At 73.4% G+C, this 25105-nt stretch carries 23 protein-coding genes and 1 tRNA gene; 9 read left to right on the top strand and 15 right to left on the bottom strand.

Annotation, left to right across the window (positions count from 1 at the left end; all coding sequences use genetic code 11):
• Positions 1 to 115: 115 nt before the first annotated feature.
• From pth to OG989_RS10985, 6 genes are all read right to left on the bottom strand, one after another.
• Positions 116 to 706 carry an aminoacyl-tRNA hydrolase gene (gene pth / locus OG989_RS11010; protein ID WP_151453459.1) on the bottom strand — a complete coding sequence of 197 codons (591 nt, stop codon included), beginning with the start codon at positions 704 to 706 and terminating at the stop codon, positions 116 to 118.
• 105 nt (positions 707 to 811) lie between these two features.
• Entirely contained in the window at positions 812 to 1492 is a 681-nt protein-coding gene (locus OG989_RS11005; protein WP_327030441.1) for a 50S ribosomal protein L25/general stress protein Ctc, read from the bottom strand.
• A 433-nt stretch (positions 1493 to 1925) separates the two neighbouring features.
• Positions 1926 to 2906, bottom strand: a complete 981-nt coding sequence (locus tag OG989_RS11000; RefSeq protein WP_151453461.1) for a ribose-phosphate diphosphokinase — start codon at positions 2904 to 2906, stop codon at positions 1926 to 1928.
• 55 nt (positions 2907 to 2961) lie between these two features.
• Positions 2962 to 4539 carry a bifunctional UDP-N-acetylglucosamine diphosphorylase/glucosamine-1-phosphate N-acetyltransferase GlmU gene (gene glmU, locus OG989_RS10995; protein ID WP_151453462.1) on the bottom strand — a complete coding sequence of 526 codons (1578 nt, stop codon included), beginning with the start codon at positions 4537 to 4539 and terminating at the stop codon, positions 2962 to 2964.
• Positions 4540 to 4571: 32 nt separating this feature from the next.
• Positions 4572 to 4642 (bottom strand) — tRNA-Gln (locus tag OG989_RS10990).
• Positions 4643 to 4686: 44 nt separating this feature from the next.
• Entirely contained in the window at positions 4687 to 5442 is a 756-nt protein-coding gene (locus OG989_RS10985; protein ID WP_225852029.1) for a helix-turn-helix domain-containing protein, read from the bottom strand.
• 135 nt (positions 5443 to 5577) lie between these two features.
• On the opposite strand from OG989_RS10985, the gene OG989_RS10980 reads away from it, so the two are divergent.
• Together OG989_RS10980 and OG989_RS10975 are read left to right on the top strand one after the other, a co-directional pair.
• On the top strand, positions 5578 to 6534 hold the full coding sequence (locus tag OG989_RS10980; protein ID WP_327030440.1) for an acyl-CoA desaturase: 957 nt from the start codon (positions 5578 to 5580) through the stop codon (positions 6532 to 6534).
• Positions 6535 to 6605: 71 nt separating this feature from the next.
• Entirely contained in the window at positions 6606 to 7295 is a 690-nt protein-coding gene (locus OG989_RS10975; RefSeq protein ID WP_151453464.1) for a TetR/AcrR family transcriptional regulator, read from the top strand.
• Positions 7296 to 7307: 12 nt separating this feature from the next.
• On the opposite strand, the gene OG989_RS10970 is transcribed toward OG989_RS10975, so the two are convergent.
• From OG989_RS10970 to OG989_RS10945, 6 genes are all read right to left on the bottom strand, one after another.
• The gene (locus OG989_RS10970) at positions 7308 to 7784 is read right to left on the bottom strand and encodes a DUF4383 domain-containing protein (protein WP_151453465.1); all 477 of its coding nucleotides are present in this window, start codon (positions 7782 to 7784) and stop codon (positions 7308 to 7310) included.
• Between the two features lie 270 nt (positions 7785 to 8054).
• Positions 8055 to 8510, bottom strand: coding sequence for a DUF4383 domain-containing protein (locus OG989_RS10965; protein ID WP_151453466.1), 456 nt, complete (start codon positions 8508 to 8510; stop codon positions 8055 to 8057).
• A 115-nt stretch (positions 8511 to 8625) separates the two neighbouring features.
• Positions 8626 to 10431: an ABC-F family ATP-binding cassette domain-containing protein gene (locus OG989_RS10960; protein WP_151453467.1), complete on the bottom strand. Its 1806-nt coding sequence runs from the start codon at positions 10429 to 10431 to the stop codon at positions 8626 to 8628.
• 172 nt (positions 10432 to 10603) lie between these two features.
• Positions 10604 to 11560: a 4-(cytidine 5'-diphospho)-2-C-methyl-D-erythritol kinase gene (locus OG989_RS10955; protein WP_327030439.1), complete on the bottom strand. Its 957-nt coding sequence runs from the start codon at positions 11558 to 11560 to the stop codon at positions 10604 to 10606.
• Between the two features lie 10 nt (positions 11561 to 11570).
• On the bottom strand, positions 11571 to 12440 hold the full coding sequence (gene rsmA / locus OG989_RS10950; RefSeq protein WP_327030438.1) for a 16S rRNA (adenine(1518)-N(6)/adenine(1519)-N(6))-dimethyltransferase RsmA: 870 nt from the start codon (positions 12438 to 12440) through the stop codon (positions 11571 to 11573).
• 55 nt (positions 12441 to 12495) lie between these two features.
• On the bottom strand, positions 12496 to 13422 hold the full coding sequence (locus OG989_RS10945) for a TatD family hydrolase (protein ID WP_327030437.1): 927 nt from the start codon (positions 13420 to 13422) through the stop codon (positions 12496 to 12498).
• Positions 13423 to 13504: 82 nt separating this feature from the next.
• Here OG989_RS10945 and OG989_RS10940 point away from each other — a divergent pair, with 82 nt between their 5' ends.
• Together OG989_RS10940 and OG989_RS10935 are read left to right on the top strand one after the other, a co-directional pair.
• Complete coding sequence (locus OG989_RS10940) at positions 13505 to 14737, top strand: hypothetical protein (protein WP_327030436.1); 1233 nt, start codon at positions 13505 to 13507, stop codon at positions 14735 to 14737.
• An 89-nt stretch (positions 14738 to 14826) separates the two neighbouring features.
• A complete protein-coding gene (locus OG989_RS10935) occupies positions 14827 to 15678 on the top strand; it encodes an alpha/beta fold hydrolase (RefSeq protein WP_327030435.1) in 852 nt (283 codons plus the stop codon).
• A 94-nt stretch (positions 15679 to 15772) separates the two neighbouring features.
• On the opposite strand, the gene metG is transcribed toward OG989_RS10935, so the two are convergent.
• The gene (gene metG / locus OG989_RS10930) at positions 15773 to 17575 is read right to left on the bottom strand and encodes a methionine--tRNA ligase (protein WP_151453473.1); all 1803 of its coding nucleotides are present in this window, start codon (positions 17573 to 17575) and stop codon (positions 15773 to 15775) included.
• 149 nt (positions 17576 to 17724) lie between these two features.
• On the opposite strand from metG, the gene OG989_RS10925 reads away from it, so the two are divergent.
• Positions 17725 to 18723 carry a hypothetical protein gene (locus tag OG989_RS10925; protein ID WP_327030434.1) on the top strand — a complete coding sequence of 333 codons (999 nt, stop codon included), beginning with the start codon at positions 17725 to 17727 and terminating at the stop codon, positions 18721 to 18723.
• Positions 18724 to 18825: 102 nt separating this feature from the next.
• On the opposite strand, the gene rsmI is transcribed toward OG989_RS10925, so the two are convergent.
• Entirely contained in the window at positions 18826 to 19692 is an 867-nt protein-coding gene (rsmI, locus tag OG989_RS10920; protein WP_370518919.1) for a 16S rRNA (cytidine(1402)-2'-O)-methyltransferase, read from the bottom strand.
• Positions 19693 to 19758: 66 nt separating this feature from the next.
• Between rsmI and OG989_RS10915 the strand changes: the two genes are divergently transcribed.
• Together OG989_RS10915 and OG989_RS10910 are read left to right on the top strand one after the other, a co-directional pair.
• Positions 19759 to 21474, top strand: a complete 1716-nt coding sequence (locus OG989_RS10915) for a dolichyl-phosphate-mannose--protein mannosyltransferase (protein WP_327030433.1) — start codon at positions 19759 to 19761, stop codon at positions 21472 to 21474.
• A 453-nt stretch (positions 21475 to 21927) separates the two neighbouring features.
• Entirely contained in the window at positions 21928 to 22581 is a 654-nt protein-coding gene (locus OG989_RS10910) for an HNH endonuclease family protein (protein WP_327030432.1), read from the top strand.
• Between the two features lie 41 nt (positions 22582 to 22622).
• Here the strand turns inward: OG989_RS10910 and OG989_RS10905 are convergent, their stop codons facing one another.
• Positions 22623 to 22892 (bottom strand): hypothetical protein, encoded by a 270-nt coding sequence (locus tag OG989_RS10905; RefSeq protein WP_151453477.1) that lies wholly within the window; start codon positions 22890 to 22892, stop codon positions 22623 to 22625.
• Between the two features lie 269 nt (positions 22893 to 23161).
• Here OG989_RS10905 and OG989_RS10900 point away from each other — a divergent pair, with 269 nt between their 5' ends.
• Together OG989_RS10900 and OG989_RS10895 are read left to right on the top strand one after the other, a co-directional pair.
• A complete protein-coding gene (locus OG989_RS10900) occupies positions 23162 to 23818 on the top strand; it encodes a 4'-phosphopantetheinyl transferase family protein (protein ID WP_327030431.1) in 657 nt (218 codons plus the stop codon).
• Between the two features lie 208 nt (positions 23819 to 24026).
• The gene (locus OG989_RS10895; protein WP_327030430.1) at positions 24027 to 25097 is read left to right on the top strand and encodes a hypothetical protein; all 1071 of its coding nucleotides are present in this window, start codon (positions 24027 to 24029) and stop codon (positions 25095 to 25097) included.
• The last annotated feature ends 8 nt before the right edge of the window (positions 25098 to 25105 follow it).

Genomic DNA, 25105 nt, shown 5'->3' with positions numbered 1-25105 from the left:
GCTCCCGTCGCCTCGCCGTGCTCCGCACCCGGCACGCCGCCGCCGACGAGCCGCCCCGACGGTCGCGTCGCGCCGAAAGGCGAAGACTACCGGCCCCCGGCGCCCGACCCGGCCCTCACACCCCGTGGTAGAGGTTCTGCGTCGGCTCCACGCCCCTGGTGATCACCGACTCCACCACATCCGCGGCCCGGTCCACCAGGAACTCCAGCTCCTTGCGCTCCGCCGCGCCGAAATCCGACAGTACGTAGTCCGCCGGGTCCTGCCGCCCCGGAGGCCGGCCGACGCCGAACCGCACCCGGACGTACTCCTTCGTGCCCAGCGACTTCGACATCGAGCGCAGGCCGTTGTGCCCGCCCTCGCCACCGCCGCACTTCACCCGCACCTGCCCGTACCCGATGTCCAACTCGTCGTGCACCGCGACCACCCGGCCCGGCGGCACCTTGTGGAACTGGGCCAGCCCGGTCACCGGCCCGCCGGAGAGGTTCATGTACGTCAGCGGCTTGACCAGCACCAGCTTCGGCCCGCCGAGCCCGAGCCGCCCCTCGGCGACCTCCGCCACCGCCCGCTTGTGCCGGCCGAACCTCGCGCCGAGCCGGCCCGCCAGCAGGTCGGCCACCATGAAGCCGACGTTGTGCCGGTTGCCGGCGTACTCCCGACCCGGGTTGCCCAGGCCGACCACCAGCCACGGCCCCGTCTCGTCCGTCACGCCCCGTCCCTCCCGCTGCTCGCCGTCACCCGACCGCCCGGACACCGATACGCCGACAGGCGCCCCCGACCGCGCGGGGACGCCTGTCGCAACGATGCGAACCGATCAGGCCTCGGTCTTCGCCTCGGCGGTCTCCTCGCCCTCCGCGGCCGGAGCCTCGGCGGTCTCCTCGCCGACGCCGGCCTCGGCCTCCTCGGCGGCCTCCTCGACCTCGGGGAGGGTGGCCTCGAGCTGCTCGGCGGTCGGCGCGGCGGTCACCGAAGCGACGGTCTGCTCCGAGTCGGCGGCCAGCTCGACGCCGGCCGGCAGCTCCACGTCGCCGGCGGTGACCTGGGTGCCGGCCTCCAGGCCCTCGATCGAGGCCTCCAGGTGGTCCGGCACCTTGGTGGCGTCGGCGGTGACCGACAGGGTGTCGTGGTCGTGCACGATCAGGGTGTCCCGCGCGGCCTCGCCGGTCAGCTGCACCGGGACCTCGACGGTGACCTTCTCGCCCCGGCGGACCAGCAGCAGGTCCACGTGCTCGAAGGTGTCCTTGATCGGGTCGCGCTGGATCGCCTTCGGCAGCGCCAGCACCTGGGTGCCGTCGCTGACCTCGATCGCGAAGAGCTGGTTGGCGCCGCCCTTGCGGATCGCGGCGGCGAACTCACGCGACGGCAGCGCGATGTGCTTGGGCTTCTCGCCGTGGCCGTACAGCACGGCGGGCACCTTGCCGGCCCGGCGGGTACGACGGGCACCACCCTTGCCGAACTCGGTGCGGGGCTCGGCGCTGATCTTTACCTCGGACACGGGAGAACTCCTGATGCTTTCGCTGCGGCGGCTTGTCGTCTGGCGGTGCTGGGGCGAGGGGCTCGCTGGGGCTCATGCGTCGAGAACGACTGCCCGGAGCACCGCGTCGATGACGGTGCCTCCGTGCGGCGCTTCTCAGCGGCCCGCCGGGCACCCTCGCCGTGGCAACCGCACCAGTCTACCCGAGGTGATTCCGCGCGTTCCGGCAGTCCCCTTATCACCGTTCCCGCAGGCCCGCAGGGCGATTTCGGCCTGCCCCGGCGGCACCCGCCGCCGGGAGCCGCGCGACGCCGCCGTAGGGCGACCGCCCGGCCGCCGGGCCGGCCCGCCGCCGACCGGCCTTTCCGCCCGTGACCGGTCGATGCAGCGTCGCCGCCACGGCGGTCGACGCCGGACCGGGGCGGCGGTACCCGCCCGGCCCGGCGTCAGACGGTCAGCTCAGGCCGCCGAAGAGGGTCGTCACGGAGCCGTCGTCGAAGACCTCGCGGATCGCCCGCGCCAGCAGCGGCGCGATCGACAGCACGGTGATCTTGTCGAGCTGCTTCTCCGGCGGCAGCGGCAGCGTGTTGGTGACCAGGACCTCGCTGATCGGGGCGTTCTTCAGCCGCTCGGTCGCCGGGTCGGAGAGCAGCGCGTGCGTCGAGGCCACGATCACGTCGGCCGCGCCGGACTCCCGGAGGATGTCCGCCGCCCCGCAGATCGTGCCGCCCGTGTCGATCATGTCGTCGACGATCAGGCAGACCCGGCCCTCGACCTCGCCGACCACCCGGTTCGCCACCACCTGGTTCGGCTTCAGCGGGTCCCGGGTCTTGTGGATGAACGCCAGCGGGCAGCCGCCCAGCCGGTCGGTCCACCGCTCGGCCACCCGTACCCGGCCCGAGTCCGGCGCGACCACCGTCATCGGGCGGCCGGCGTACTTGTGCTGGACGTACTCGGCGAGGATGTCCATCGCGAAGAGGTGGTCGACGGGGCCGTCGAAGAAGCCCTGGATCTGCGCGGTGTGCAGGTCGACGGTGAGGATCCGGTTCGCCCCGGCCGTCTTCAGCAGGTCCGCCACCAGCCGGGCCGAGATCGGCTCCCGGCCGCGGTGCTTCTTGTCCTGCCGGGCGTACGGGTAGAAGGGCAGCACCACGGTGATGCGCTTGGCCGAACCGCGCTTCAGCGCGTCGATCATGATGAGGGTCTCCATGACCCACGTGTTGACCCCGTGCGTGACGGACTGCACCACGAAGGCGTCCGAACCGCGTACCGAGTCCTTGAACCGTACGAAGATCTCGCCGTTGGCGAACTCGTACGCGTCGGCCGGCGTCGGCGCGACGCCGAGCACCTCACCGATCTCCTTGGCCAACTCCGGAAAGCCACGTCCGGAAAAAAGCATCAGGCTCTTGCGGTTTTCGGCGACGATGCTGCCCATGGGCCCGTCTGCTCCCGTTGGTCGGTGGTACCCGGCGGTGGTGGTGGGCCGGGGACTATTCGGTTGCAGTATCCCCCGCGCCCGGGGCCGACCTGACCGGCTCGGCATCCCCGTGGATTGCCTCACCTTCACTTGCCCCGGATCCCGGCGCCGACGCACCCTCATCCGCTGCCTGGGCCCGCGCGGCCGCCTCGGCGGAGACCGTGCCCGCCCGCTTGCGGGCCACCCAGCCGTCGATGTTGCGCTGCGGCGCCCGGGTCACCCCGAGCGCGCCCGCCGGCACGTCCTGCGCGATCGCGCTGCCCGCCGCCACGTACGCCCCGGCGCCCACCTCGACGGGCGCGATGAGGCTGGTGTCGCAGCCGACGAACGCGCCCTCGCCGACCGTGGTGCGGTGCTTGTTCACCCCGTCGTAGTTCACGAAGATCGTCGCCGCGCCGATGTTGGCCTTCGCGCCGATCGTCGCGTCCCCCACGTACGACAGGTGCGGCACCTTCGCGCCCGCACCCACCTCCGAGTTCTTCACCTCGACGAACGTGCCGACCTTGGCCTTCTCGGCGAGCCGGGCGTCCGGCCGCAGGTACGCGTACGGCCCGACGCTGGCGCCCGCACCGACCTCCGCGCCCACCGCGTGGCTGCGCAGCACCGTGGCGCCCGGGCCGACGACGGTGTCGATCAGCGTCACGTCCGGCCCGACCACCGCGCCCGTGCCGACCACCGTGCCGCCGCGCAGCTGGGTGTTCTGGTCGACCACCGCGTCCCGGTCGAGAGCGACCGTCACGTCGATCCAGGTGGTGTCCGGGTCGAGCAGGCTGACCCCGGTACGCATCCACGCCTCGTTGACCCGGTCGCGCAGCAGCCGGCGCAGGGCGGCCAGCTCGACCCGGTCGTTGCAGCCCAGCGTCTCCACGTGGTCCGCCGCCACGTGCACCGCCACCGGCTCGCCGGCCGAGCCCAGCAGGGCGAAGACGTCGGTCAGGTACTCCTCGCCCTGGTCGTTGTCGGTCGACAGCTTGCCCAGCGCGTCGCGCAGCCGGGCGGCGTCGAACGCGTAGATGCCGGCGTTGATCTCCCGGATCGCCCGCTGCGCGGGGGTCGCGTCGCGCTCCTCGACGATCTGCTCCAGCCGCCCGTCGGTGTCGCGCACGATCCGGCCCAGGCCGGTCGGGTCGGGCACCTCGGCGGCGAGCACGGTCGCCGCAGCGCGTGCCTCCTCGTGCGCCGCCACCAGCGCGGCCACCGTTTCCGGGCGGAGCAGCGGCACGTCACCGTTGATCACGACCACGGTGCCGGTGGCGTCCGGCGCGGCGTCCAGCGCGATCCGGACGGCGTGCCCGGTGCCGAGCTGCTCGGCCTGGAGCACCGGGGTGGCCTCGGGGGCGATCTCCGCGAGGTGCGCGCGGACCTGGTCTGCGCCGTGCCCCACCACGACCACCGTGCGGTCCGCGGCCAGCGGAGCGGCGGCGGCGAGCACGTGGCCGACGAGAGTACGGCCGAGCAGCGGGTGCAGCACCTTGGGCAGCGCCGACTTCATCCGCTTGCCCTCACCGGCGGCGAGCACGACAACGGTGCGGAGGTGGGGCTGGGACACGACACGGGCTCCCGTCGGGACGGCGAACAGTCTCGCGGCCATGCTAACCAGACATCGTCCGCGACGAACGGAAGCTCCCGGGAGAGGACTCGAACCCCTACAATCAGGACCAAAACCTGACGTCCTGCCATTAGACGACCCGGGACGGTCTAAAACGGGCAAAGGAACAGCTTGCCAGCCCCCTACACCTTAGCGCCCCTCGCCCGTGACGCCATCGCCCATTCCCTTCATGATCCCCTCGACCTTCCAGTAGAGGCGGCTCGATCGCGGGACGTAAACCGTGAGGCAGCCCCGATAGTCCGCCCCGACGTTCTGCCGTTTCGTCGCCGGCCGGTGCCGCTTCAGTGACGAACGCTGAAACTCCGCCGCCGGCACCCCGACCAGACCGGCCCACCATCGCACCGCCTCCGCCTCGTCCGCGCTCTCGTGGATGCTGACCCGGAACCGAAGCGTGGTCCGGGCAACTCCGAGCGCCTCGACGAACCGGAGGAACAACAGCACCAGCGTCGGATCGCTGTTGATGAACTTGAGCCGACAGTCGTTCGGACGCCAGGGTTTCGCCTTGCCCCCCTCGCACCAGTAGATTGCCGCTCCCACCAGGACCAGCTCCCGATATCGCAGGCGCTTGACCCAGGCGGCGACCTTCGCGACCGTCTCCGCCCGTGCTGCGTCGCGGGCAGCACGATATTCACCCCACTGGGCGTCCGTCATCGCCTTCGAGTGCGCTCGTCGGCGCGCCCGAACCTCCTCGGAGTCGCGATCTATCGGCAGGTGCCGCACCCACTGATAGGCGGTGGAGCGGGCCACACCGACCCGTTTCGCGATCTCCGGGACGGTGCAGCCTCGGCGCCGCAGGCGAAGCGCCTCCTCATGCAGATGCGGGGTCGGTCCACGGTATTTCCGAACCGACGGCGGGTGTGGTTGATCAGGTATCGGATCGTTCATGAGCAGCACTTTAGAACAGACGTACGACAGGGTCAGATATTCATGCCTGACGCTGTCCCATGCGCCTCGCCAGCGCCTAAGTTACGGTGACGTAGGCGTAACTTCGTGATCACTCCGTCCCTCTGCGAGGTGCCCATGTCCGCTACGTCCCTCGACCCCGCCGCCGGACCGAAGCCCCTCACCCAGGGCACCCAGTCCCGAGGCATTCTCATCGCCCTATGGGCGTTCGTGGTGATCCCCTTCCTGGCCCTCGTCGCCGCCGTACCGGTCGCCTGGGGTGGCTGGCTGAGCTGGACCGACGTGGCCGTCGCCGGGTTCTGGTACGTGCTCTCCGGGCTGGGCATCACGGTCGGCTACCACCGGTACTTCACACACGGGTCGTTCAAGGCGAAGCGCTGGCTGCGGATCGCGCTGGCGGTGTCCGGCTCGCTGGCCGTGCAGGGCGAGATCATCCAGTGGGTGGCCGACCACAGGCGCCACCACGCCTTCTCCGACCTGGAGGGCGACCCGCACTCGCCGTGGCGGTTCGGGGAGAGCCTCCGCGGCCTGACGAAGGGCCTGTTCCACGCGCACGTCGGCTGGCTCTTCGGCCGGGAGCTGTCCAACCGGAAGCGGTTCGCCCCGGACCTGCTCGCCGACCGGGACATCACCAGGGTGGACCGGCTGTTCCCGCTGCTGGTGGTGGTCTCGGTGCTCGGTCCCGCGCTGATGGGCGGCCTGCTCACCTGGTCCTGGCGGGGAGCGCTGTCCGCGCTCTTCTGGGCCGGCCTGGTGCGCATCGCGCTCCTGCACCACGTGACCTGGTCCATCAACTCCGTCTGTCACGTCTACGGGGAGCGGCCGTTCGCGATGCGCCAGGGCGACCGCGCGTCGAACTTCTGGCCGCTGGCGATCGTGTCGTTCGGCGAGAGCTGGCACAACCTGCACCACGCCGACCCGACCAGCGCCCGGCACGGCGTACTGCGCGGCCAGGTGGACATCTCGGCCCGGGTGATCTGGCTGTTCGAGAGGGTCGGCGCGGCGTGGGACGTGCGCTGGCCGAAGCCCGAACGCATCGCGGCCAAGCTCGTCGCACCGGCCACCGGCCGGTAGAGCGGTCGATGGGCGCGGAGGTCGCCTGGCAGGATGGCCGGGTGACCGAGCGCCGGCGGAATGACGAGAACATGGCGGATGTCCCTGGCAACGACGGCACGACCGGCCGGCGGCGGGCGATTCCCGCCGCGGCCCCCAAACCCCCCTCACGCGTACGCATGTCGGCGGCCCAGCGCCGGGAGCAGCTGATCTCGACCGCCCGGCAGATCTTCGCCGAGCGCGGCTTCGACGCCACCTCCATCGAGGAGGTGGCGGCCCGCGCGAAGGTCTCCAAGCCGGTGGTCTACGAGCACTTCGGCGGCAAGGAGGGGCTCTACGCGGTGGTGGTGGACCGGGAGGTACGCGCCCTGCTGGACCGGATCACCACGGCCCTGACCGCCGGGCACCCCCGCGAGTTGCTGGAGCAGGCGGCGCTGGCCCTGTTGACGTACATCGAGGAGGAGACCAGCGGCTTCCGGGTGCTGGTGCGGGAGTCGCCGGTGCTGTCGGCGGCGGGCAACTTCAGCAGCGTCATGAACGACGTCGCGCACCAGGTGGAGCACATCCTGGGCGCCGAGTTCTCCAGCCGGGGCTACGACCCGAAGCTGGCCGAGCTCTACTCGCAGGCGCTGGTGGGGATGGTGGCGCTGACCGGCCGCTGGTGGCTGGAGGTGCGCAAGCCGCGCAAGGAGACGGTGGCGGCGCACCTGGTCAACCTGGCCTGGAGCGGGCTGTCGCACCTGGAGGCCAAGCCGGGCCTGATCACGGTGCGGGGTCGCTGACCCCGACGTCGGTCAGCGGCCGTGGGCCTCGGAGACCGGGTGGTGCCGCAGCCGCCGTTCCTCCTCGGCGTGCTCGTCGGTGCCGACCTTGTCGTACAGGCCGGTGCCGAGCAGGAGCAGGCCGAAGAGCATCGACACGATGACCGTGGACATCGAGAAGTTGAGGAAGTTGGCCTCGGTCTGGAGCACGGACATCATGAGGACGCTGGTGACCAGGAAGACGACCCCGGCGGTCAGGTTCATGTAGTGGCCGAGGTTGCCGCGCCGGGACGCGCCGACGATGAGCACGATCCCGAATGCGACGGAGGCCAGCGAGAAGGCCAGGTTGGTGCGGAGCCCGAGGGCCCAGTTGTCGCCCCGGTCGAAGAGCGGGTCGCCGGCCGTCAGGGCGACGCCCCAGACCCCGAAGACCAGGATGTAGAGCCCCACCAGGCCGGCGAGGACCCGGTAGACCGGCCGCGCCGGATGGTTCACGGGAAAGTGCGGCATGACCCCTCCACCAGTCAGGACATTCGCCCCGATTGTCCCAAAGGAGGAGGTCACCCGTCCGCCAAACCGCGCAAAGGATGGACGGCGTAGGAGACCAGGACGGGCGTGGCAACCGACGACAGGCGCAACCACGAAGATCCCCACCCCACCGGGCAGCAACGGCCGGACGGGAGCGGGACCACGACAGGGTTTCGCCGGAGCCCGACCCGCGCAGGGATCAAGCCTGACCGCCCGGAGCGGGTCGGGCTCCGGCGAAACCCCCACAACCACTCAGAGCACGAGCCGGGCCTTCTGCCAGGCCTCCTGCTCCTCGTCCGTGCCGACCTTGCCGTACATGCCGACCATCAGCAGGACCAGGCTGACCACCATCAGCGCGATGACGGTGAAGATGCTGAAGTTGAAGATGTTGGCCTCGGTCTGGATGAAGGCGAGACCGGCGAGGCTGATCACCATGATGGCGTACGCCAGCCACTGGTTGATCATGACGTCGATGTTGCGGCCGATCGCGGTGCCGGCCAGCACCACGGCCCCCAGCAGGACGCTGAGCAGCGAGAAACCGAGGTTCGTGCCCTGACCGAGGACCTGGGTGTCATCCTGGGCGAGGGCCTCGTTGCCGGCGCTCGCGATGATGCCGAGCACGCCGAAGGCCACCAGGTACAGACCGGTCAGCCCGCCGATCGCCCGGTAGACCGGCCGCGCGGGGTGGTTGACGGGGGTGTGGGCCATGTCTGAGTCTCCAACGCCGTTCGGGTGAGGGGTCGCCGACGATTGTCCCGCACCCCGAGGTGTGACGCCGCACACGGGGGCCTCCGGTGTGCGGCGCCGCGACCAGGGGGGCGACTCAGGTCGCCGGGATCTCCTCGGCCAGGGCCAGCCAGGACTCCTCGGTCCGCTCCCGCTCGGCCCGCAGCTCCTTGAGCTGGGCGTCGAGCTCGGCGACCTTCGCGTAGTCGGTGGCGTGCGTGGCGAGCTGGTCGAGCAGCGTCGCCTCCTTCTGCTCCAGCTTGCCGACCTGCCGTTCCAGCCGGGCCAGTTCCTTGCGGGCCTGCCGCGCCTCGGCGGCGGACATGCCGGTCGCGGCGGGGGTGTCGGCGCCGCCCCCGGGGGCCGTCTCCGGCATCGCGGGGCCGGGCTGGCCGGCGGCCCGGGCGAGGTACTCGTCGACGCCCCCGGGCAGGTGCACCAGCCGCCCGTCGCCGAACATCCCGTACGCGACCTCGGTGACCCGCTCGATGAGGTACCGGTCGTGGCTGGCCACGATGACGGTGCCGGGCCAGGAGTCGAGCAGGTCCTCCAGCGCGGCGAGGGTGTCGGTGTCCAGGTCGTTGGTGGGCTCGTCGAACAGCAGCACGTTCGGCTCCCCCGCCAGCAGGCGGAGCATCTGCAACCGGCGACGCTCGCCGCCGGAGAGGTCGCTGACGGGCGTCCAGAGCCGCCGGTCGTCGAAGCCGAAGACCTCGGCGAGTTGGGCGGCGGAGACCTCCCGGTCGCCGAGTTGCACCCGCCGGGCGACCTCCTCCACCGCTTCGAGCACCCGCAGGTGGCCGGGCAGTTCGGCCAGCTCCTGGGAGAGGAAGGCCGGCCGGACGGTCGAGCCGGTGGCGAAGCGCCCGCCGTCGGGGCGGGTGATGCCGGCCAGCATCCGCAGCAGGGTGGTCTTGCCGGCCCCGTTGCGGCCGAGGATGGCGATCCGGTCGCCGGGGCCGACCTGCCAGGTGGTGTCGCGCAGGATCTCCTTCGGGCCGGCGTGCAGGGTGACCTGCGCCAGGTCGTACACCTGCTTGCCGAGCCGGGCGGTGGCGAGCCGTTGCAGCGACATGGTGTCGCGCGCCGGCGGGACGTCGGCGATGAGGGCGTTGGCGGCGTCGATGCGGAACTGCGGCTTGGAGGTGCGGGCGGGCGGGCCGCGCCGCAGCCAGGCGATCTCCTTGCGGAGCAGGTTCTGCCGGCGGGCCTCGGTGGCCGCGGCGACCCGGTCCCGCTCGGCGCGGGCGAGGGTCCAGGCGGCGAAGCCGCCCTCGTACGCCCGGACGGTCTGGTCGGCGACCTCCCAGGTGGTGGTGCAGACGGCGTCGAGGAACCACCGGTCGTGGGTGACCACGACGAGCGCGCCCTTGCGGCCGACGAGGTACTTCGCCAGCCAGTCGACGCCGCCGACGTCGAGGTGGTTGGTGGGCTCGTCGAGGATGAGCAGGTCGGACTCGCGGACCAGCAGCGCGGCCAGCGCGACCCGCCGCCGCTCGCCGCCGGACATCGGACCGACGGGCTGGTCGAGGCCGAGGTGGGGCATGCCGAGGCCGTCGAGGATGGCCCGCACGCCGGCGTCGCCGGCCCACTCGTGCTCGGCGCCCATGCTCTCGCCGAGCCAGGCGGTGCCGAGCACCACGTCCCGGACGGTGGCCTCGGGGGCGAGCTGGAGGCTCTGCGGCAGCCAGGCGACCCGCAGGTCGCGGCGGTGGGTGACCCGCCCGTCGTCCGGTTCCTCGATGCGGGTGAGCAACCGCAGCAGGGTGGACTTGCCGGCGCCGTTGAGGCCGACCACGCCGATCCGGTCGGCGTCGTCCAGGCCGAGCGACACGTCGGTGAGCAGCGGCCCGGCGGCGCCGTAGCCCTTGGAAACCCGGTCCAGGTTGACGATGTTGGCCACGACCTCACCTCCCATGATCAAGGCGTCCCAGGTGCCGGCCGGCACCTGGGACGCCTGAGTCTCCAGCGTACGCGGACCGCCCCGCCGCCCGCCGGGCGCGGGCTCCACCCGGCGCCCCCTGGAGAGGCGGTACCCGGGGGCCGGGAGCGCGGGATCGGGGTGGGTGGGCCGGTCAGGCGATGCGCGCGCCGGGCACCGGACCGTACGCGGTGCGCGCCTCGCGGCACACGTCGGCGGTGGCCAGCTCCGCGGCGATGCGCTCGGCGTCGGCGGCGTCCGCCGCGAGGAAGACGCAGGTCGGCCCCGAGCCGGAGACGATGCCGGCCAGCGCGCCGGCCGCCTCGCCGGCCTTCAGCGTCTCCGCCAGCGACGGGCGCATGGCCAGGGCGGCGTCCTGGAGGTCGTTGCCGAGGGCCGCGGCGAGCACCCGCGGGTCCCGCTGGCGCAGCGCGGCGAAGAGCGCGTCGGTGCTGCCCAGCGGCTCACCGGCGGTGCCGGCCTCGCGCAGCCGGTCCAGTTCCCGGTAGGCGACCGGGGTGGAGAGGCCGCTGTCGGCCACGGCCACCACCCAGTGCCAGGTGGTGGGGCGGGCCAGCACGGGGCTGACCGACTCGCCCCGGCCGGTGCCGAGCGCGGTGCCGCCGTGGATCAGGAACGGCACGTCGGAGCCGAGGTCGGCGGCGATCCGGGCCAGCTCGTCGCGGGACAGCCCGGTCCCCCAGAGCGTGTCGCAGGCGACCAGCGCCGCGGCCGCGTCGGCGCTGCCTCCGGCCAGCCCACCGGCCAGCGGGATCTGCTTGCGCAGGTGCAGCCGGGCGTGCGGCGGCACCCCCGCGTAGCCGGCGAGGGCGCGGGCCGCCCGGATGGCCAGGTTGGTGTCGTCCAGGGCCAGCTCGCCGGCGCCCTCGCCCTCCATGGTGAGGGTGAGCGTGTCGCCCCGGCGGGCGGTCAGCTCGTCGTGGATGGAGATGGCGTGGTAGACGGTGTTCAGCTCGTGGTAGCCGTCGGGGCGCAGCGGTCCCACCCCGAGGTGCAGGTTGACCTTGGCGGGCACCCGGACCCGCACCGGTCCGCTGGCTCCGCGCCGCCGCTGCTCGTCCTCGTCGTCCGGTCCCCAGGCCTCGGTCACGGGCGTCAGCCTACTGCGCGGCGGGTGGGGCGGCCGGGGCCGACGCGGCGATGGCGGCGAACTGCTCGACGGTGAGCGACTCCCCGCGCGCGCCGGGGTCGACGCCGGCGGCGGTGAGCGCCTCGGCCGCCCGGTCCGCGCCGCCGGCCCAGCCGGCCAACGCGGCGCGCAGGGTCTTGCGGCGCTGCGCGAAGGCCGCGTCCACCACGGCGAAGACCCGTTTCCGGGGTACGTCGGCGCGGGGCGGCTCGCGGCGGGTGAAGGCGACCAGCCCGGAGTCGACGTTCGGCACCGGCCAGAAGACGTTCGGCGGGACCTTCCCGGCGGCGCGGGACGAGGCGTACCAGGCGAGCTTGACCGACGGCACGCCGTACACCTTGGAGCCGGGGCCGGCGACGAGCCGGTCGGCGACCTCCTTCTGCACCATCACCAGCCCGTGCCGCAGGCTGGGCAGCTCGGCGAGCAGGTGCAGCACCACCGGCACGGCCACGTTGTAGGGCAGGTTCGCCACCAGCGCGGTGGGCGCGGGTTCGGCCAACTCGGTGGCGCGGACCCGCAGCGCGTCGGCGTGGTGCACGGTGAGCCGCGCGGCGTCGGGCCCGGCGTGCCGGGCGGCGGTGTCGGGCAGCGCGCCGGCCAGCGTCGCGTCGAGTTCCACGGCGTGCACGTGCGCGGCGGCCGGGAGCAGGGCGAGGGTGAGGGAGCCGAGGCCGGGGCCGACCTCCAGCGCCACGTCGTCCGGGGCCAGCCCGGCGGCAGTGACGATGCGCCGGACGGTGTTCGGGTCGTGCACGAAGTTCTGGCCGAGCCTCTTGGTGGGGGTGACGCCCAGCCGGGCGGCCAGTTCCCGGATCTCCGCCGGGCCGAGGAGACCGGTCACGCCCCGTAGCCTATGCGGGCGGCGTGGGGGGCGCGCGGGCCAGGGGCCCTCCTGCTCACCACGGGCCGAAGACGCGGTCGCCGGTGGCGGAGACGGCGGCGCAGAGCTCGTCCAGGTCCGTGCCCGTCGTCTCAGCCAGCGACCGTACGGTCAGCGGGATCAGGTACGAGGCGTTCGGCCGGCCCCGGTGCGGCATCGGGGTCAGGTAGGGCGCGTCGGTCTCCACCAGGATCTGCTCGACCGGGGTCAGCGCGGCGGCCTCCCGCAGCGCGGCGGCGCTGCCGAAGGTGACCGTGCCGGCGAAGCTGAGCAGGAAGCCCCGGCGGACGCACTCGCGGGCGAAGTCGGCGTCGCCGGAGAAGCAGTGCAGCACCACGGTGTCCGGCGCGCCCTCGTCGTCGAGGATCCGCAGCACGTCGGCGTGCGCGTCCCGGTCGTGCACGACCAGGGCCTTGCCGTACCGCTTGGCGATGGCGATGTGCGCCCGGAAGCTCTCCTCCTGGACGGCGCGTCCCTCCTCGCCGGTGCGGAAGAAGTCCATCCCCGTCTCGCCGATCCCCCGTACCCGGTCCAGGGCGGCGAGCGCCTCGATCTCGCGCAGCGCCTCGTCCAGGTCGGGCAGGCGGGGGGCCTCGTTCGGGTGCAGCGCCACGGTGGCCAGCACGGCCGGGTGGCTGTCGGCGACGTCGGCCCCCCAGCGGGAGGAGGCGACGTCCACCCCGACCTGCACCAGCCGGTCGACGCCCACCGAGGCGGCGACGGCCACGGCCACGGCGACCGGGTCCTCGACGGGTACGACGCCCGGGTCCCCGTCCGCCCGCGGCTGTGGGGGCACGCCGGCCTCACTGACGGTGATGTCGAGGTGGGTGTGGCTGTCCAGCACGGGGCGGGGCAGCGGCTCGGGCACGGGCGGGAACTCCCCGGCCCGGCGGGCGGCGCGCTGCTTGCGGGTTTCGGTGGGCTCGCTCATCGCGGCCAGCATCACACACCGCCGGTGGCCCGTGTCGTGGGGACGCCACCGCCTGTTCACCGGGACGGCACATCTCGCGCCTAGCGTCGTCGGCGTGACCATCACCCCTCAGGCCAGCGGAAACGGCCCGCGTGTGACGTACGGGGGCGTGGTGTACCCGGCGGAGGAGATCGCCCGGGGCGCGGCGTACGAGCTGTTCAGTGCCGAGGAGGCGCCCGGCTTCGAGTGGGCGCCCCGGTCCGGCGCCGCGCTGCCGTGGCGCAGGTTCGTGCACGCCACCGAGGTCACCGTCTTGCCTCCCGTGGCCGACCCGGGCGACGAGGCGGAGTCCCCGCTGCTGGTGCCGCTGCACCGGGAGCGGGGCTGGGCGTACGTGCAGCAGCTCAGCCAGCAGCCCGCGGCGGCCGGGGATCCGACGCTGGCGGCGGTGCGCGCCTCCGCGGTAATCCGGCGGGGCACCCGGATGGTGAAGGTGCTCTCCGCGCGGCAGCTCGCCGGTTACGTGCGCGGGTGGCTGCCGCACGGTTTCTGCTACCGGGAGCACGACGTGGCGCACCTGCGTACGCCGTCGGCGACGGCCGTGCTGCGCACCGACGGCGCGGCCGGTACCGACGGCGCGGACGTGACGTACGCGCTGCGCTGGCGGGCGGCCGACCCGGCCGACTACGACGTGCCGGTCGGCGGGGCGCACCGGGGGCTGACCGCGCTCGCGCCCCGGGACCGGCTGGGCGGGGCGGTGCTCGGCACCGGCTTCGTGCCCAGCAGCGCCCAGCTCGTCCCGGAGTTCGTCACCCGGGACTTCGCGGACCTGCCGATGCCGGCGAACGCCACCCTGCTCGCCTATCCGGCCGACGGCGTGGAGGTGGTGCTCTACAGCTACCAGGCCGAGCAGCGCGGCTGGCTGCGGATGGCCGGCCCGCAGTGGCGGCACCTGCTGGCGGCGGTGCCGGGGCTCTCCCCCGACCAGGAGTACGTGCCGACCGGCGAGACGCCCCGCTCCACCCGGCTGGTCGGCGACTACGCCGGCGGCGAGTACGAGGCGGTGGCCGACCAGCCGGGCGGGTTCCGGGTGCTGGCGATGACCCGGGCCGCCCGGTACCCGGTGGAGTCGGCGGCCCGCCGGCTGCGGCTGGCCGACTGGCGGGGCGTGCCCTGCCTGGTGTTGCGGGAGGAGTCCAGGTGGCTGCGCCTGCGCCTGCGTCGGCCCGGCCCGGACGCGGTGGCGGAGACCGGGGCGCAGTGCCAGGAGCGGGGCGTCTACGAGACGTGGGCGCCCGCCTCCGAGGTCACCGACGACCGGGTGGTGGACCTGCCGTACGCGCTGTGAGCGGGGCTGGGCGCCGGTCCCGGGCGGCATAACCCCGGGTGGGGTGGGAAAGCGCGGGCGTCCGATCGTCACGTGACCAGGAGACGCGCATGCCTTTCATCACAGTGGGGACGGAGAACTCCGCCCCCATCGACCTGTACTACGAGGACCACGGCTCCGGTCAGCCGATCGTGCTGATCCACGGCTTCCCGTTCAGCGGGTCGACCTGGGAGAAGCAGACCGGGCCGTTGCAGGCCGCCGGATACCGGACGATCACGTACGACCGGCGGGGTTTCGGCAACTCCGCCCAGCCGGCGTCCGGGTACGACTACGACACGTTCGCCGCCGACCTCGACGTGCTGATGACGGAGCTGGACCTGCGGAACGTCATCCTGGTCGGCCACTCGATGGGCACCGGCGAGGTGACCCGCTACCTGGGCGTGTACGGCTCGCAGCGGGTCGACCGGGCGGTGCTGCTGGCCCCGCTCGCGCCGTTCCTGCTGAAGACCTCGGACAACCCGGAGGGCGTCGACAAGAGCCTCTTCCAGGGCTTCCAGCAGGCCATCATCGACGACCGGTTCGCCTACCTGACCACCTTCTGCGAGGCGTTCTTCAACTACCAGGAGAACAAGGGCAAGCTGGTCAGCGAGGAGGCGTTCCGGGCGCACTGGGAGATCGGCGCCCGGGCCTCGGCGAAGGGCACCCACGACAGCGTGGACGCCTGGCAGACCGACTTCCGGGGCGACGTGTCCCGCATCGACGTGCCGGTGCTGATCGTGCAGGGCGACGCCGACGCGGTGCTGCCGTACCCGAAGACCGGTCAGCGGCTGCAGCCGATGCTGCCCGGCAGCCAGCTGGTCACGCTGAAGGGCGCGCCGCACGGCACCCCGTGGACGAACGCGGCCGAGGTCAACCGCAGCATCATGGACTTCATCGGCGCGCCGGCGATGGCCCGGGCCTGACGCGCACCGGCGCCAGGTCCGGCGCGGCGGCCGGCACGACGGGCGACGGGCGCGGCCCCTTCGGGGGCCGCGCCCGTCGGCACGCAGGCGGCCGTCAGTCGGCCAGGCGGGCGAGTTCCTCGTCGACGATCGACGGGTCGAGCTTGCGGAAGACCGGCTTCGGCGCGGCCAGCGGCCGGCCGGCCTCCAGCGGTACGGACTCCCACCGCGCGCCGACGGTGTAGTCGCCGGTCAGCACCGGGTACGCGGGCCCGCCGTCGAGGTCCTCGACCTCCTCGATGACCGGCATCGGCGCGTGGACGCCGGTGCCGCCGAGCAGCTCGTGCACCTTCTGCGCGGAGTGCGGCAGGAACGGGGTGAGCAGCGTGTTGGCGTCGCTGACCACCTGGAGGGTGACGTGCAGGATGGTGCCCATCCGCGGCTTGTCGTCCTCGCCCTTGAGCTTCCACGGCGCCTGCTCGGAGAGGTACCGGTTGGCCTCGGCGACCACCCTCATCGCCTCGCCGATGGCCTGCTTCTGGCGGTGCCGGGCGATCAGGTCGCCGACGGTGGCGAAGCCGGCCCGGGCGACCGCGAGCAGCGCCTCGTCGGCCTCGGTGAGGCCGGCCGGGTCGACGGGCGGGATCGCGCCGAAGTTCTTCGCCGCCATGGAGACGGACCGGTTGACCAGGTTGCCCCAGCCGGCGACCAGCTCGTCGTTGTTGCGGCGGAGGAACTCGGCCCAGGTGAAGTCGGTGTCGTTGCTCTCCGGGCCGGCGGCGGCGATGAAGTAGCGCAGCGCGTCGGCGTCGTAGCGCTCCAGGAAGTCCCGTACGTAGATGACGACCCGGCGCGACGAGGAGAACTTCTTCCCCTCCATCGTGAGGTATTCGCTGGAGACCACCTCGGTGGGCAGGTTGAGCCGGCCCAGGTCGCCCGGCGCGCCGTCGCGGCTGCCCTCGCCCGAGTAGCCGGAGAGCAGCGCCGGCCAGATCACCGAGTGGAAGACGATGTTGTCCTTGCCCATGAAGTAGTAGGCGCGGGCGTCCTTCCCCTCACCGTCGGTGGACCACCACCGGCGCCACGCCTCGGGGTCGCCGGAGCGGCGGGCCCACTCGATCGAGGCCGACAGGTAGCCGATCACCGCGTCGAACCAGACGTAGATGCGCTTGTCGGGGCGGTCCCGCCAGCCGTCGAGCGGGATCGGCACGCCCCACTCCAGGTCACGGGTGATGGCCCGGGGCTGGAGGTCGTCGAGCAGGTTCTTCGAGAAGCGCAGCACGTTGGGCCGCCAGCCCTCGCGGGTGTCGAGCCACTGCCGCAGCACGTCGGCGAGGGCGGGCAGGTCGAGGAAGAAGTGCTCGGTCTCGACGAACTTCGGGGTCTCCCCGTTGATCCGCGACTTCGGGTCGATCAGGTCGATCGGGTCGAGCTGGTTGCCGCAGTTGTCGCACTGGTCGCCGCGCGCGCTGTCGTAGCCGCAGATCGGGCAGGTGCCCTCGATGTAGCGGTCGGGCAGCGTCCGGCCGGTGGACGGGGAGATCGCCCCCATGGTGGTCTTCGGGACGATGTAGCCGTTGCGGTACATCCCCTCGAACAGCTCCTGCACCACCGCGTAGTGGTTGCGGGTGGTGGTGCGGGTGAACAGGTCGTAGGAGAGCCCGAGGCCGTGCAGGTCCTCCACGATCACCCGGTTGTAGCGGTCGGCCAACTCGCGCGGGGTCACGCCGTCGGCGTCCGCCTGCACCTGGATGGGGGTGCCGTGCTCGTCGGTGCCCGACACCATGAGCACGTCGTGCCCGGCCATCCGCATGTACCGGCTGAAGACGTCGGAGGGAACGCCGAAACCGGAGACGTGGCCGATGTGGCGCGGGCCGTTGGCGTACGGCCAGGCGACCGCCGCGAGAACGTGACTCATGACCAGCAAGCCTAGTGACCCGCTCGCGGTGACCGCGAACCAATAGGGCCCTCGGGTCGGCGGCCCGGCGGGACCGGATCCGTTGTTCGCCCGATTTGTCGCCGACACGCGGCCTGAGCTGCCTGCGGATGCCCTGGTCGCGGGGTGCAATGAACGCCGTGACTGGCAGACGAGCGGCCCGGGATCGTGACGACCGTCCCTCCGGCCCGACGGACGGCGACGCGGGGAGGGCGCCGCGCGGCACCCGCGCGCCGCACCCCCGGGCGGTCCAGGCCGCCGCGCCGCCGGAGTCGCCACCGGAACCGCCCGTCGAGGCCGCCGCACCGGTGGCGGCCCCGCCGTCCGCCGCGCCCGCCGTCGAGGTGGAGCCCACGACCGGGGCGCCGGTCGACGCCGTACCGCGCCGGGTCCCCGTCCGACAGCCGAACCGCTGGCCCCGCCGGGGACGTCCGTCCGCCGGTGACCCACCGGACCGGGGCGACGGCGGGCGTACGCCGGACAGCGGGGACGGGTCCGACGATGGTGACGGGGCGTACTGGCCGCCGATCGAGCTGGTGCACTGGGACGGCACCCCGATCCGGGAGGAACCGCCGCACGAGCGGGAGCGGTCGGCCCGGGAGGAGGCCGCGCGGCGTCGGGCCCGGCGCACCCCGCGTCCGCCCGATCCGCTGCCGGGGCTGGCCGCCCTGCTGGCGCTGAGCCTGATGGCGGCGTTCTTCGCCTGGGTCAGCGCGGGCCCGTTCTGGCTGGCGGTGGGGCACGCCACGCGGGGCACGGTGGTGATCGCCGACTGCACCGGGGGCGGCCTCGCGCAGCGCTGCCGGGGCAACTTCGCTCCCGCCGACGAGACGTGGACCGCGTACGGCGTGCGGGTGAGCGGGGTGGCCGCGGAGCGCACCGCGGCCGGCACGATCCTGCCGGCCCGGATGACCGGCCCGGACGGCGGCACCGCGTACGCGGACACCGGCGCGGCCGGGCACCTGCGCTGGCTGCTCGGCCTGCTGGTGGTGCTGGGCTGCGGCGCGGGGATCGTCCGGTGGACCGGGTCCACCCGGATCGCCGACCCCCGCGCCCGCCGCTGGGCGGTGACGGGCGCCGTGGCCGGCCCGCTGGCGATCACCCTCGGCTTCCTCGTCGCCGCCTGGTGAGCCCGTCGGGTGCTGCCGGGCGCCCGACGGCCGGGCCGCCGAGGGTGCCCGGCCGGGCCGGGTGGAAATTCCAGTCGGGCGTCAGGCGTGCCGACTCGGGTGTCAGGCGTGCACGACGGCATAGACGTCGCGGCGGCGCAGGGCGTACTCCGTGGCGACCTCGGTGATCGCGTCCCGGCGGGACAGCCCGGCGGCCTCGCGGGCGGCGACGGCGGCCCGCAGCGTGTCGTCGTCGGGCCGTTCGGGGGCCGACTCGGGCGCGCCGGCCACGACGAGGGTGATCTCGCCGCGCGGCTCCCCCTCGGCCGCCCAGTCGGCCAGCTCGCCGAGCGGGCGGCGGACGATCTCCTCGTACGTCTTGGTCAGCTCGCGGCAGAGTGCGGCGGGCCGGTCGGCGCCGAACGCGGCGGCCAGGTCGGCGAGCGCGGCGGCGATCCGGTGCGGCGCCTCGAAGAAGACCAGCGTCCGCTCCTCGGCGGCCAGCGCCCGCAGGCGGGACCGCCGGGCGCCGCCGGTGCGCGGCAGAAAGCCCTCGAAGCAGAACCGGTCGCAGGGCAGGCCGGACAGTGCCAGGGCGGTGGTGACCGCGCTCGGGCCCGGCGCGGCGGTGACCGGCACGCCGGCGTCGAGGGCAGCCCGGACCAGCCGGTAGCCCGGGTCGGAGACGCTCGGCATGCCGCCGTCGGTGACCAGGGCGACCAGGTAGCCGGCGGTCAGCACGTCGACCAGCTCGGGGGTGCGCCGCTCCTCGTTGCCCTCGAAGTAGGAGACGATGCGGCCGCCGACGGTGACGTCGAGGTCCCGGGCCAGCCGGGTCAGCCGGCGGGTGTCCTCGGCGGCCACCACGTCCGCGGCGGCGAGCACCTCACGGAACCGGGCGGAGGCGTCGGCGGGGTTGCCGAGCGGCGCGCCGAGCAGGACCAGGCGCCCGGTTTCGGACTTTTCACCCACGAGATGCAACTCCTTCATCGACGGCTTTACCGGTATCGGGGACGACGGGCGCCACCGGGCACCTTCGCAGCCTACGATCGCCGGGTGACGAGTGCGTCGACAGCACAGAGCGCGGACCAGGCGGGGCAGGACCTCACGGACGGGAGTCCGCCGGAGGGCAGGTCCCCGGCTTCCGGCGGGATCCCCGGCGTGGTCCGGCGGCGGCTGGCCACCGTCGAGGCCCGGCTGGACGGGCGTTCCTGGCTCGCCACCGGCGTGATCGTCGCCATCGCGGCAATCCTGCGCTTCGTCGGCCTGAGCCACCCGCCGGGCAAGATCTTCGACGAGACCTACTACGCCCGGGAGGGCTGGGGGCTCATCGACAAGGGCGTCGAGTGGAACTACAAGGACGGCGGCGCGTCGTACGTGGTCCACCCGCCGCTGGGCAAGTGGCTGATCGGGTTCGGCGAGTGGGCCTTCGGCTACGCCGACGCCGAGCACGGCATCTCCGTGCCGGGGCACCTGATGACGACCGCCCCGGAGTTCGGCTGGCGGGTCTCGGCGGCGGTCATCGGCACCCTGTCGGTGCTGCTGCTGGTCCGCATCGGCCGGCGGATGTTCCGCTCGACCGCGCTGGGCTGCGCCGCCGGCCTGCTGCTCGCGCTGGACGGCTTCCACCTGGTGCTCTCCCGCACCGCGCTGCTCGACATCTTCCTGCTGTTCTTCGTGCTGGCCACGTTCGGCGCCCTGGTGCTCGACCGGGACGCCCGGCGCCGCCGGTGGGCCCGGGCGCTGGAGGCCGGCCTGGACCCGGGCCAGCCCGGGCGGGCCGGGCGTCCGGCGGGCGGCTGGCGGAACTGGCCGTGGTGGCGGCTCGCCGCCGGGGTCCTGTTCGGCTGCGCCTGCGCGGTCAAGTGGAGCGCGCTCTACTTCCTGCCGGTCTTCGCGCTGCTGGTGATCCTGTGGGAGGTCGGGGTCCGCCGCTCCGCCGGCGTACGCCGACCGTGGCGGGACACCCTCCTCGACGAGGTGCCGTGGCTGGTGCTGGCCGGGGTGCTGATCGTGGTCACCTACGTCGCCACCTGGTCCGGCTGGCTGCTCAGCGACGAGGGCTACTACCGGCTGGCCGAGCGCTACCCGAACGCCCCGCTGAGCGACACCCCGGTCTTCGGCGCGTTGAACAACCTGATCGAGTACCACAAGGCCGCGTACGGCTTCCACACCGGCCTCGACGACTCGCACAAGTACCAGTCGTGGCCGTGGCAGTGGCTGCTGCTCGGCCGGCCGGTCGCCTTCTACTGGGTTGGCAACGGGCCCTGCGGGGCGCCGAGCTGCGCCTCGGAGGTCCTGCTGCTCGGCACCCCGCTGCTCTGGTGGTCGTTCCTGCCCGCCCTGGCGGCGCTGGCCTGGCTGGGCCTGGCCCGGCGGGACTGGCGGGCGGGGGCGATCCTGCTCGTCGTGGCGGCCGGTCTGCTGCCCTGGTTCTGGTTCGCCCTCGACGGTCGGACGATGTTCTCCTTCTACACCGCGCCGGTCCTGCCGTTCCTGGTGCTGGCGGTGGTCTACGTGCTCGGCGCGATCATCACGCCGGCCGGCCCACCGGGCGCCGTCGCCGCGCAGCCGGGAGACGGCGGCCCTGTCGCCGCGCGCGAGGAGTCGGACGAGATCCGGGACCGCAGGCTGGTCGGCGGGGTGATCGCCGGGGCGTACGTCCTGCTGGTCGCGCTCTGCTTCGCGTACTTCCATCCGATCTTCGTCGGGAAGGTGCTGCCGTACGCCGAGTGGTCGGCGCGGATGTGGCTGGACGGCCGCTGGATCTGAGGACGGCACGGCACCCGCCGCGCGCCCCGGGCGGCGCGGCGGGTGCACAAGGAACGGGCCCGCACGCGGTGGCGTGCGGGCCCGTTCGACGTAGATGCGCGCCCCGATCGCCTGCCACGGGGGAAGCGGGCGATTGGGGCGCGCATCAAGAGCTTAACCACCACCTACCACTGGCACAACGGGTCGACTTCGGTCAGATTTCCGACCAACGCGACACCGCACGGATGGTTTACATCCGGCACTAACGGTCCGTCATCTCGCGCAAACGGTACGGATCGGCAGCGCCGGCGGGACCGGGATCTGCCAGATTTCGCAGCCATCGGGATTCCCATCGATGGGAGACTTCCCGTAACGTATCGATCGATTTGGTTCTCCAGTAACCCTGGGTCCGGTCCGTCGGCACCCGGGCCGGTTGCACTGTCAGCCATCCCGATCGATCGGACGGAGTTCACGATGACCCGTACCCTCCGCTGGACCGGCGGCCTGCTGGCCACCGTCACCGCCGCCACCCTCGGCCTGTCCGCCCCCGCCCACGCGGCCACCGTCTCGGTGCCGCTGCGTACCCTCGTCGCCGACCTGCCGGTGGCCGCCGAGAGCCGCACCGGCTACAACCGGGACCTGTTCCCGCACTGGACCGACGCGGACTCCGACGGCTGCAACACCCGCTACGAGGTGCTGATCGCCGAGGCCACCACCCGCCCCACGGTGGGCTCCGGCTGCCAACTGACCGGCGGGCGCTGGCGCTCCTACTACGACGCCGCCTACTGGACCAACCCGTCCGACCTGGACATCGACCACATGGTTCCGCTCGCCGAGGCGTGGGACTCGGGTGCCCGGAACTGGACCACGTCGCGGCGGCAGGCATTCGCCAACGACCTCGGCGACGTCAGGTCGCTGGTCGCGGTGACCGACAACGTCAACCAGGCCAAGGGCGACCAGGACCCGGCCACCTGGCAGCCCACCAACGAGAAGTGCCGGTACGTCGGCGAGTGGGTGGCGGTGAAGACCCGGTGGCGGCTGAGCATCGACAGCGCCGAGAAGAGCGCGTTGACCAGCCGGGCGAACTCCTGCACGAACATCACGATCACGGTGACGCACGCGTACTGACCGCCGGGCACCCCGGGGCGACCGGTCGCCCCGGGGTGCGGTCAGGACGTCCGGGGGTTGCGGGGCAGCCAGCCGAGGAACCGGTCCTGCAGGGACGTGCCGGAGGACGGCGGCAGGTCCTGCGCGGCGGCCGCGAGACAGGACCCCAGGTACACGCTGAGCATGGCGCGGTCCCGCCGGTACTCCTCCAGCAGCCGGGACCGTTTGGCCGGGCACGGCCATTCCGCCCCGCACGTGCCGCAGGTCCAGCCGGGAGCGAGTGGAGCGTGCTCGTCCGCCCCGGACGCCGAGGATTCCGCACCACCGGTCATCGCACTCCCTCTCCGGTTCACGTGGCGACCCGCCCCCGGTGGGCTGGTCGACAGTGGACCATTCCCGCCCACCGGCGACGCCCTGTCAGCGCCGCAGGACGCTGCGGTGTTACGCCTTGCGGTACGTTCACCAACCATGACCCTCGCGACGCCGACCGTGGGCGGGGCGCCGGCCCGGCGGTCCGCTCGCCAGCCGCCGCACCGGCCACCGGCCGACGGGCTCGGAGCCGGGCGGGCGCGCGGACGGTCGCACCTGTCGGGGGGCGGCGGTGCGTGACCTGCTGCCGCCGGCCGTGGCGGTGGCCGTGGCCGGGGCGTCGGACTGGGCTGGCGAGCTGTTGCCGGCCGAGCGGGCCTGCCTGGGCGAACGCGCGGTGCAGAGCCGCCGCCGCGACTTCACCGCCGGGCGGGTCTGCGCCCGCCGGGCGATGGCGGCCCTCGGCGTACCCCCGGTGGCGGTGCCGTCGGCCGCGGACCGGTCGCCGGTCTGGCCGGCCGGCGTGGTCGGCGCCATCACCCACACCCGCGGCTACTGCGCGGCGGTCGCGGCCCGCTCCGGCGAGGTCCGGTCGGTCGGCATCGACGCCGAGGGGCACCGGGAGCTCAACGCGGGCGTACGCCGGCTGATCTGCCTGCCCGAGGAGCAGGACCGGTGCGCCCGCCTGCCGGTGGGCACCTCCTGGCCGGCGGTGCTGTTCAGCGCCAAGGAGACCGTCTACAAGGTGTGGCACCCGGTCGTCGGCACGTGGCTGGACTTCCACGACGCGCTGGTGGAGTTGGATCCGGACGCCGGCACCTTCACCGCCCGGATCGCCCCGGCGCGACTCGACGCGGCCCCGCTCGCCCGTCCGCCCGCGCTGGTCACCGGCCGGTTCGCGGTCGACGACGCGCTGGTCCGCACCGCCGCCGTGCTGCTGCCCGGTTGACCCGGGCACGGAATCCGAACAGGGGACGGCGCGGCGCTGCCGGAGACGCGAAGATGGTCCGTTGTCCGCGCACGGTAGCGTCAGCCGCGTTTGCCGTCGTCGTCAGGTGCCTAGGAGTACGGTGAGTCACCCCCCGCCCCCTTACGGGCCGCAGGATCCGAACCAACCGAGCCCGGAGCAGCAGCCGCAGCCGTACCCGCCGGCACCGATGCCGCAGTTCCCCGCCGACCAGGGCGGCCACCCGCCGCAGCCGCCGACCTCCGGCGCCCCGCAGGCCACGGGCGACCCGTGGGCCCCGCTCCCGCCCGTGCCGCCGCAGCAGCCGGCCGGCGACCCGTGGGCCGCGCCGCAGCCGCCGGTCTCCGGGGCACCGCAGCCACCGGTGTCGGGCGCGCCCGGCGAGCCGTGGGCGCAGCCGCCGGTCTCGGGGGTGCCGCAGCCGCCGGTGTCCGGGATGCCGCAGCCACCGGTGTCCGGGATGCCGGGCGAGCCGTGGGCCGCCCCGCACCAGCCGACCTCGGGCACGCCGTACCCGCCGGTGTCCGGCACGCCGGGGTATCCGGCCGCCGGGCCCGGCTACCCGCCGCCCGGTGGGCCCGGCTACGCGCCCGGTGGGCCCGGCTACGCGCCCGGTGGGCCCGGCTACCCGGGCGGCGCGCCCGGTTACCCCCTCGGCGCGCCGCATCCGGCCGCGCCGCCGAAGAAGAACAAGACCGTCCTGATCGTCGTGGCCGTGGTGGCCGTGCTGGCCCTGCTCTGCTGCATCGGCGGCGTCGTCGCGCTCATCGCCGGCGCCAACAAGGCGGCGGACGACCTGAATAAAGCCGCCCCGCGAATCACGCTGCAGCCGGACGGCCCGTCCCCGTCGGCCAGGGACGGCGAGACCTTCAACATGAAGCCCGGCGCCACCCTGGTGGTCTCCGACGACGACGGGACCATGGAGATCACGGTCACCCGGTTCACCACGGAGACCAAGGGCTGCCGGTCGTACGCCCCGCCCCCCGACAAGGGCATGTACCTGATCGCCCACGTCACCGCGACGGTGACCAAGGGCAAGAGCTCCATCAACCCGTTCTACTTCAACTGGGTGGCCGCCAACGGCACCACCGCCAACGGCCTGGCGAGCGCGCTCTCCGGCTGCGGCGACACCCTGGACTCCGGCAACAACCTGCCCGAGGGCAGCAGGCGCGCGGGCACGGTGGTGTTCAACGTGGCCGACAAGAACGGCGCGCTGGAGTACCTGCACAGGTTCGAGACCACCGGCTCCTGGCGGCCGTGATCCACAGC

The sequence above is a fragment of the Micromonospora sp. NBC_01740 genome (genome assembly GCF_035920365.1).
Taxonomy (GTDB): Bacteria; Actinomycetota; Actinomycetes; order Mycobacteriales; family Micromonosporaceae; genus Micromonospora; species Micromonospora reichwaldensis.
The sequence above is the reverse complement of the archived record's forward strand: the minus strand, read 5'-3'. Positions and strand labels throughout refer to the sequence as shown.

Bases quoted from the DNA above. Each gene is read 5' to 3' on its own strand.
- glmU (WP_151453462.1), bottom strand. From the start codon at position 4,539: ATGGCCGCGAGACTGTTCGCCGTCCCGACGGGAGCCCGTGTCGTGTCC.
- metG (WP_151453473.1), bottom strand. From the start codon at position 17,575: ATGAGTCACGTTCTCGCGGCGGTCGCCTGGCCGTACGCCAACGGCCCG.
- OG989_RS10980 (WP_327030440.1), top strand. From the start codon at position 5,578: ATGTCCGCTACGTCCCTCGACCCCGCCGCCGGACCGAAGCCCCTCACC.
- OG989_RS10925 (WP_327030434.1), top strand. From the start codon at position 17,725: ATGAACGCCGTGACTGGCAGACGAGCGGCCCGGGATCGTGACGACCGT.
- OG989_RS10935 (WP_327030435.1), top strand. From the start codon at position 14,827: ATGCCTTTCATCACAGTGGGGACGGAGAACTCCGCCCCCATCGACCTG.
- OG989_RS10945 (WP_327030437.1), bottom strand. From the start codon at position 13,422: ATGCTGGCCGCGATGAGCGAGCCCACCGAAACCCGCAAGCAGCGCGCC.
- rsmI (WP_370518919.1), bottom strand. From the start codon at position 19,692: ATGAAGGAGTTGCATCTCGTGGGTGAAAAGTCCGAAACCGGGCGCCTG.
- OG989_RS11000 (WP_151453461.1), bottom strand. From the start codon at position 2,906: ATGGGCAGCATCGTCGCCGAAAACCGCAAGAGCCTGATGCTTTTTTCC.
- OG989_RS10975 (WP_151453464.1), top strand. From the start codon at position 6,606: ATGGCGGATGTCCCTGGCAACGACGGCACGACCGGCCGGCGGCGGGCG.
- OG989_RS10895 (WP_327030430.1), top strand. From the start codon at position 24,027: ATGCCGCAGTTCCCCGCCGACCAGGGCGGCCACCCGCCGCAGCCGCCG.
- OG989_RS10910 (WP_327030432.1), top strand. From the start codon at position 21,928: ATGACCCGTACCCTCCGCTGGACCGGCGGCCTGCTGGCCACCGTCACC.
- OG989_RS10985 (WP_225852029.1), bottom strand. From the start codon at position 5,442: ATGAACGATCCGATACCTGATCAACCACACCCGCCGTCGGTTCGGAAA.
- OG989_RS10965 (WP_151453466.1), bottom strand. From the start codon at position 8,510: ATGGCCCACACCCCCGTCAACCACCCCGCGCGGCCGGTCTACCGGGCG.
- OG989_RS10970 (WP_151453465.1), bottom strand. From the start codon at position 7,784: ATGCCGCACTTTCCCGTGAACCATCCGGCGCGGCCGGTCTACCGGGTC.
- OG989_RS10905 (WP_151453477.1), bottom strand. From the start codon at position 22,892: ATGACCGGTGGTGCGGAATCCTCGGCGTCCGGGGCGGACGAGCACGCT.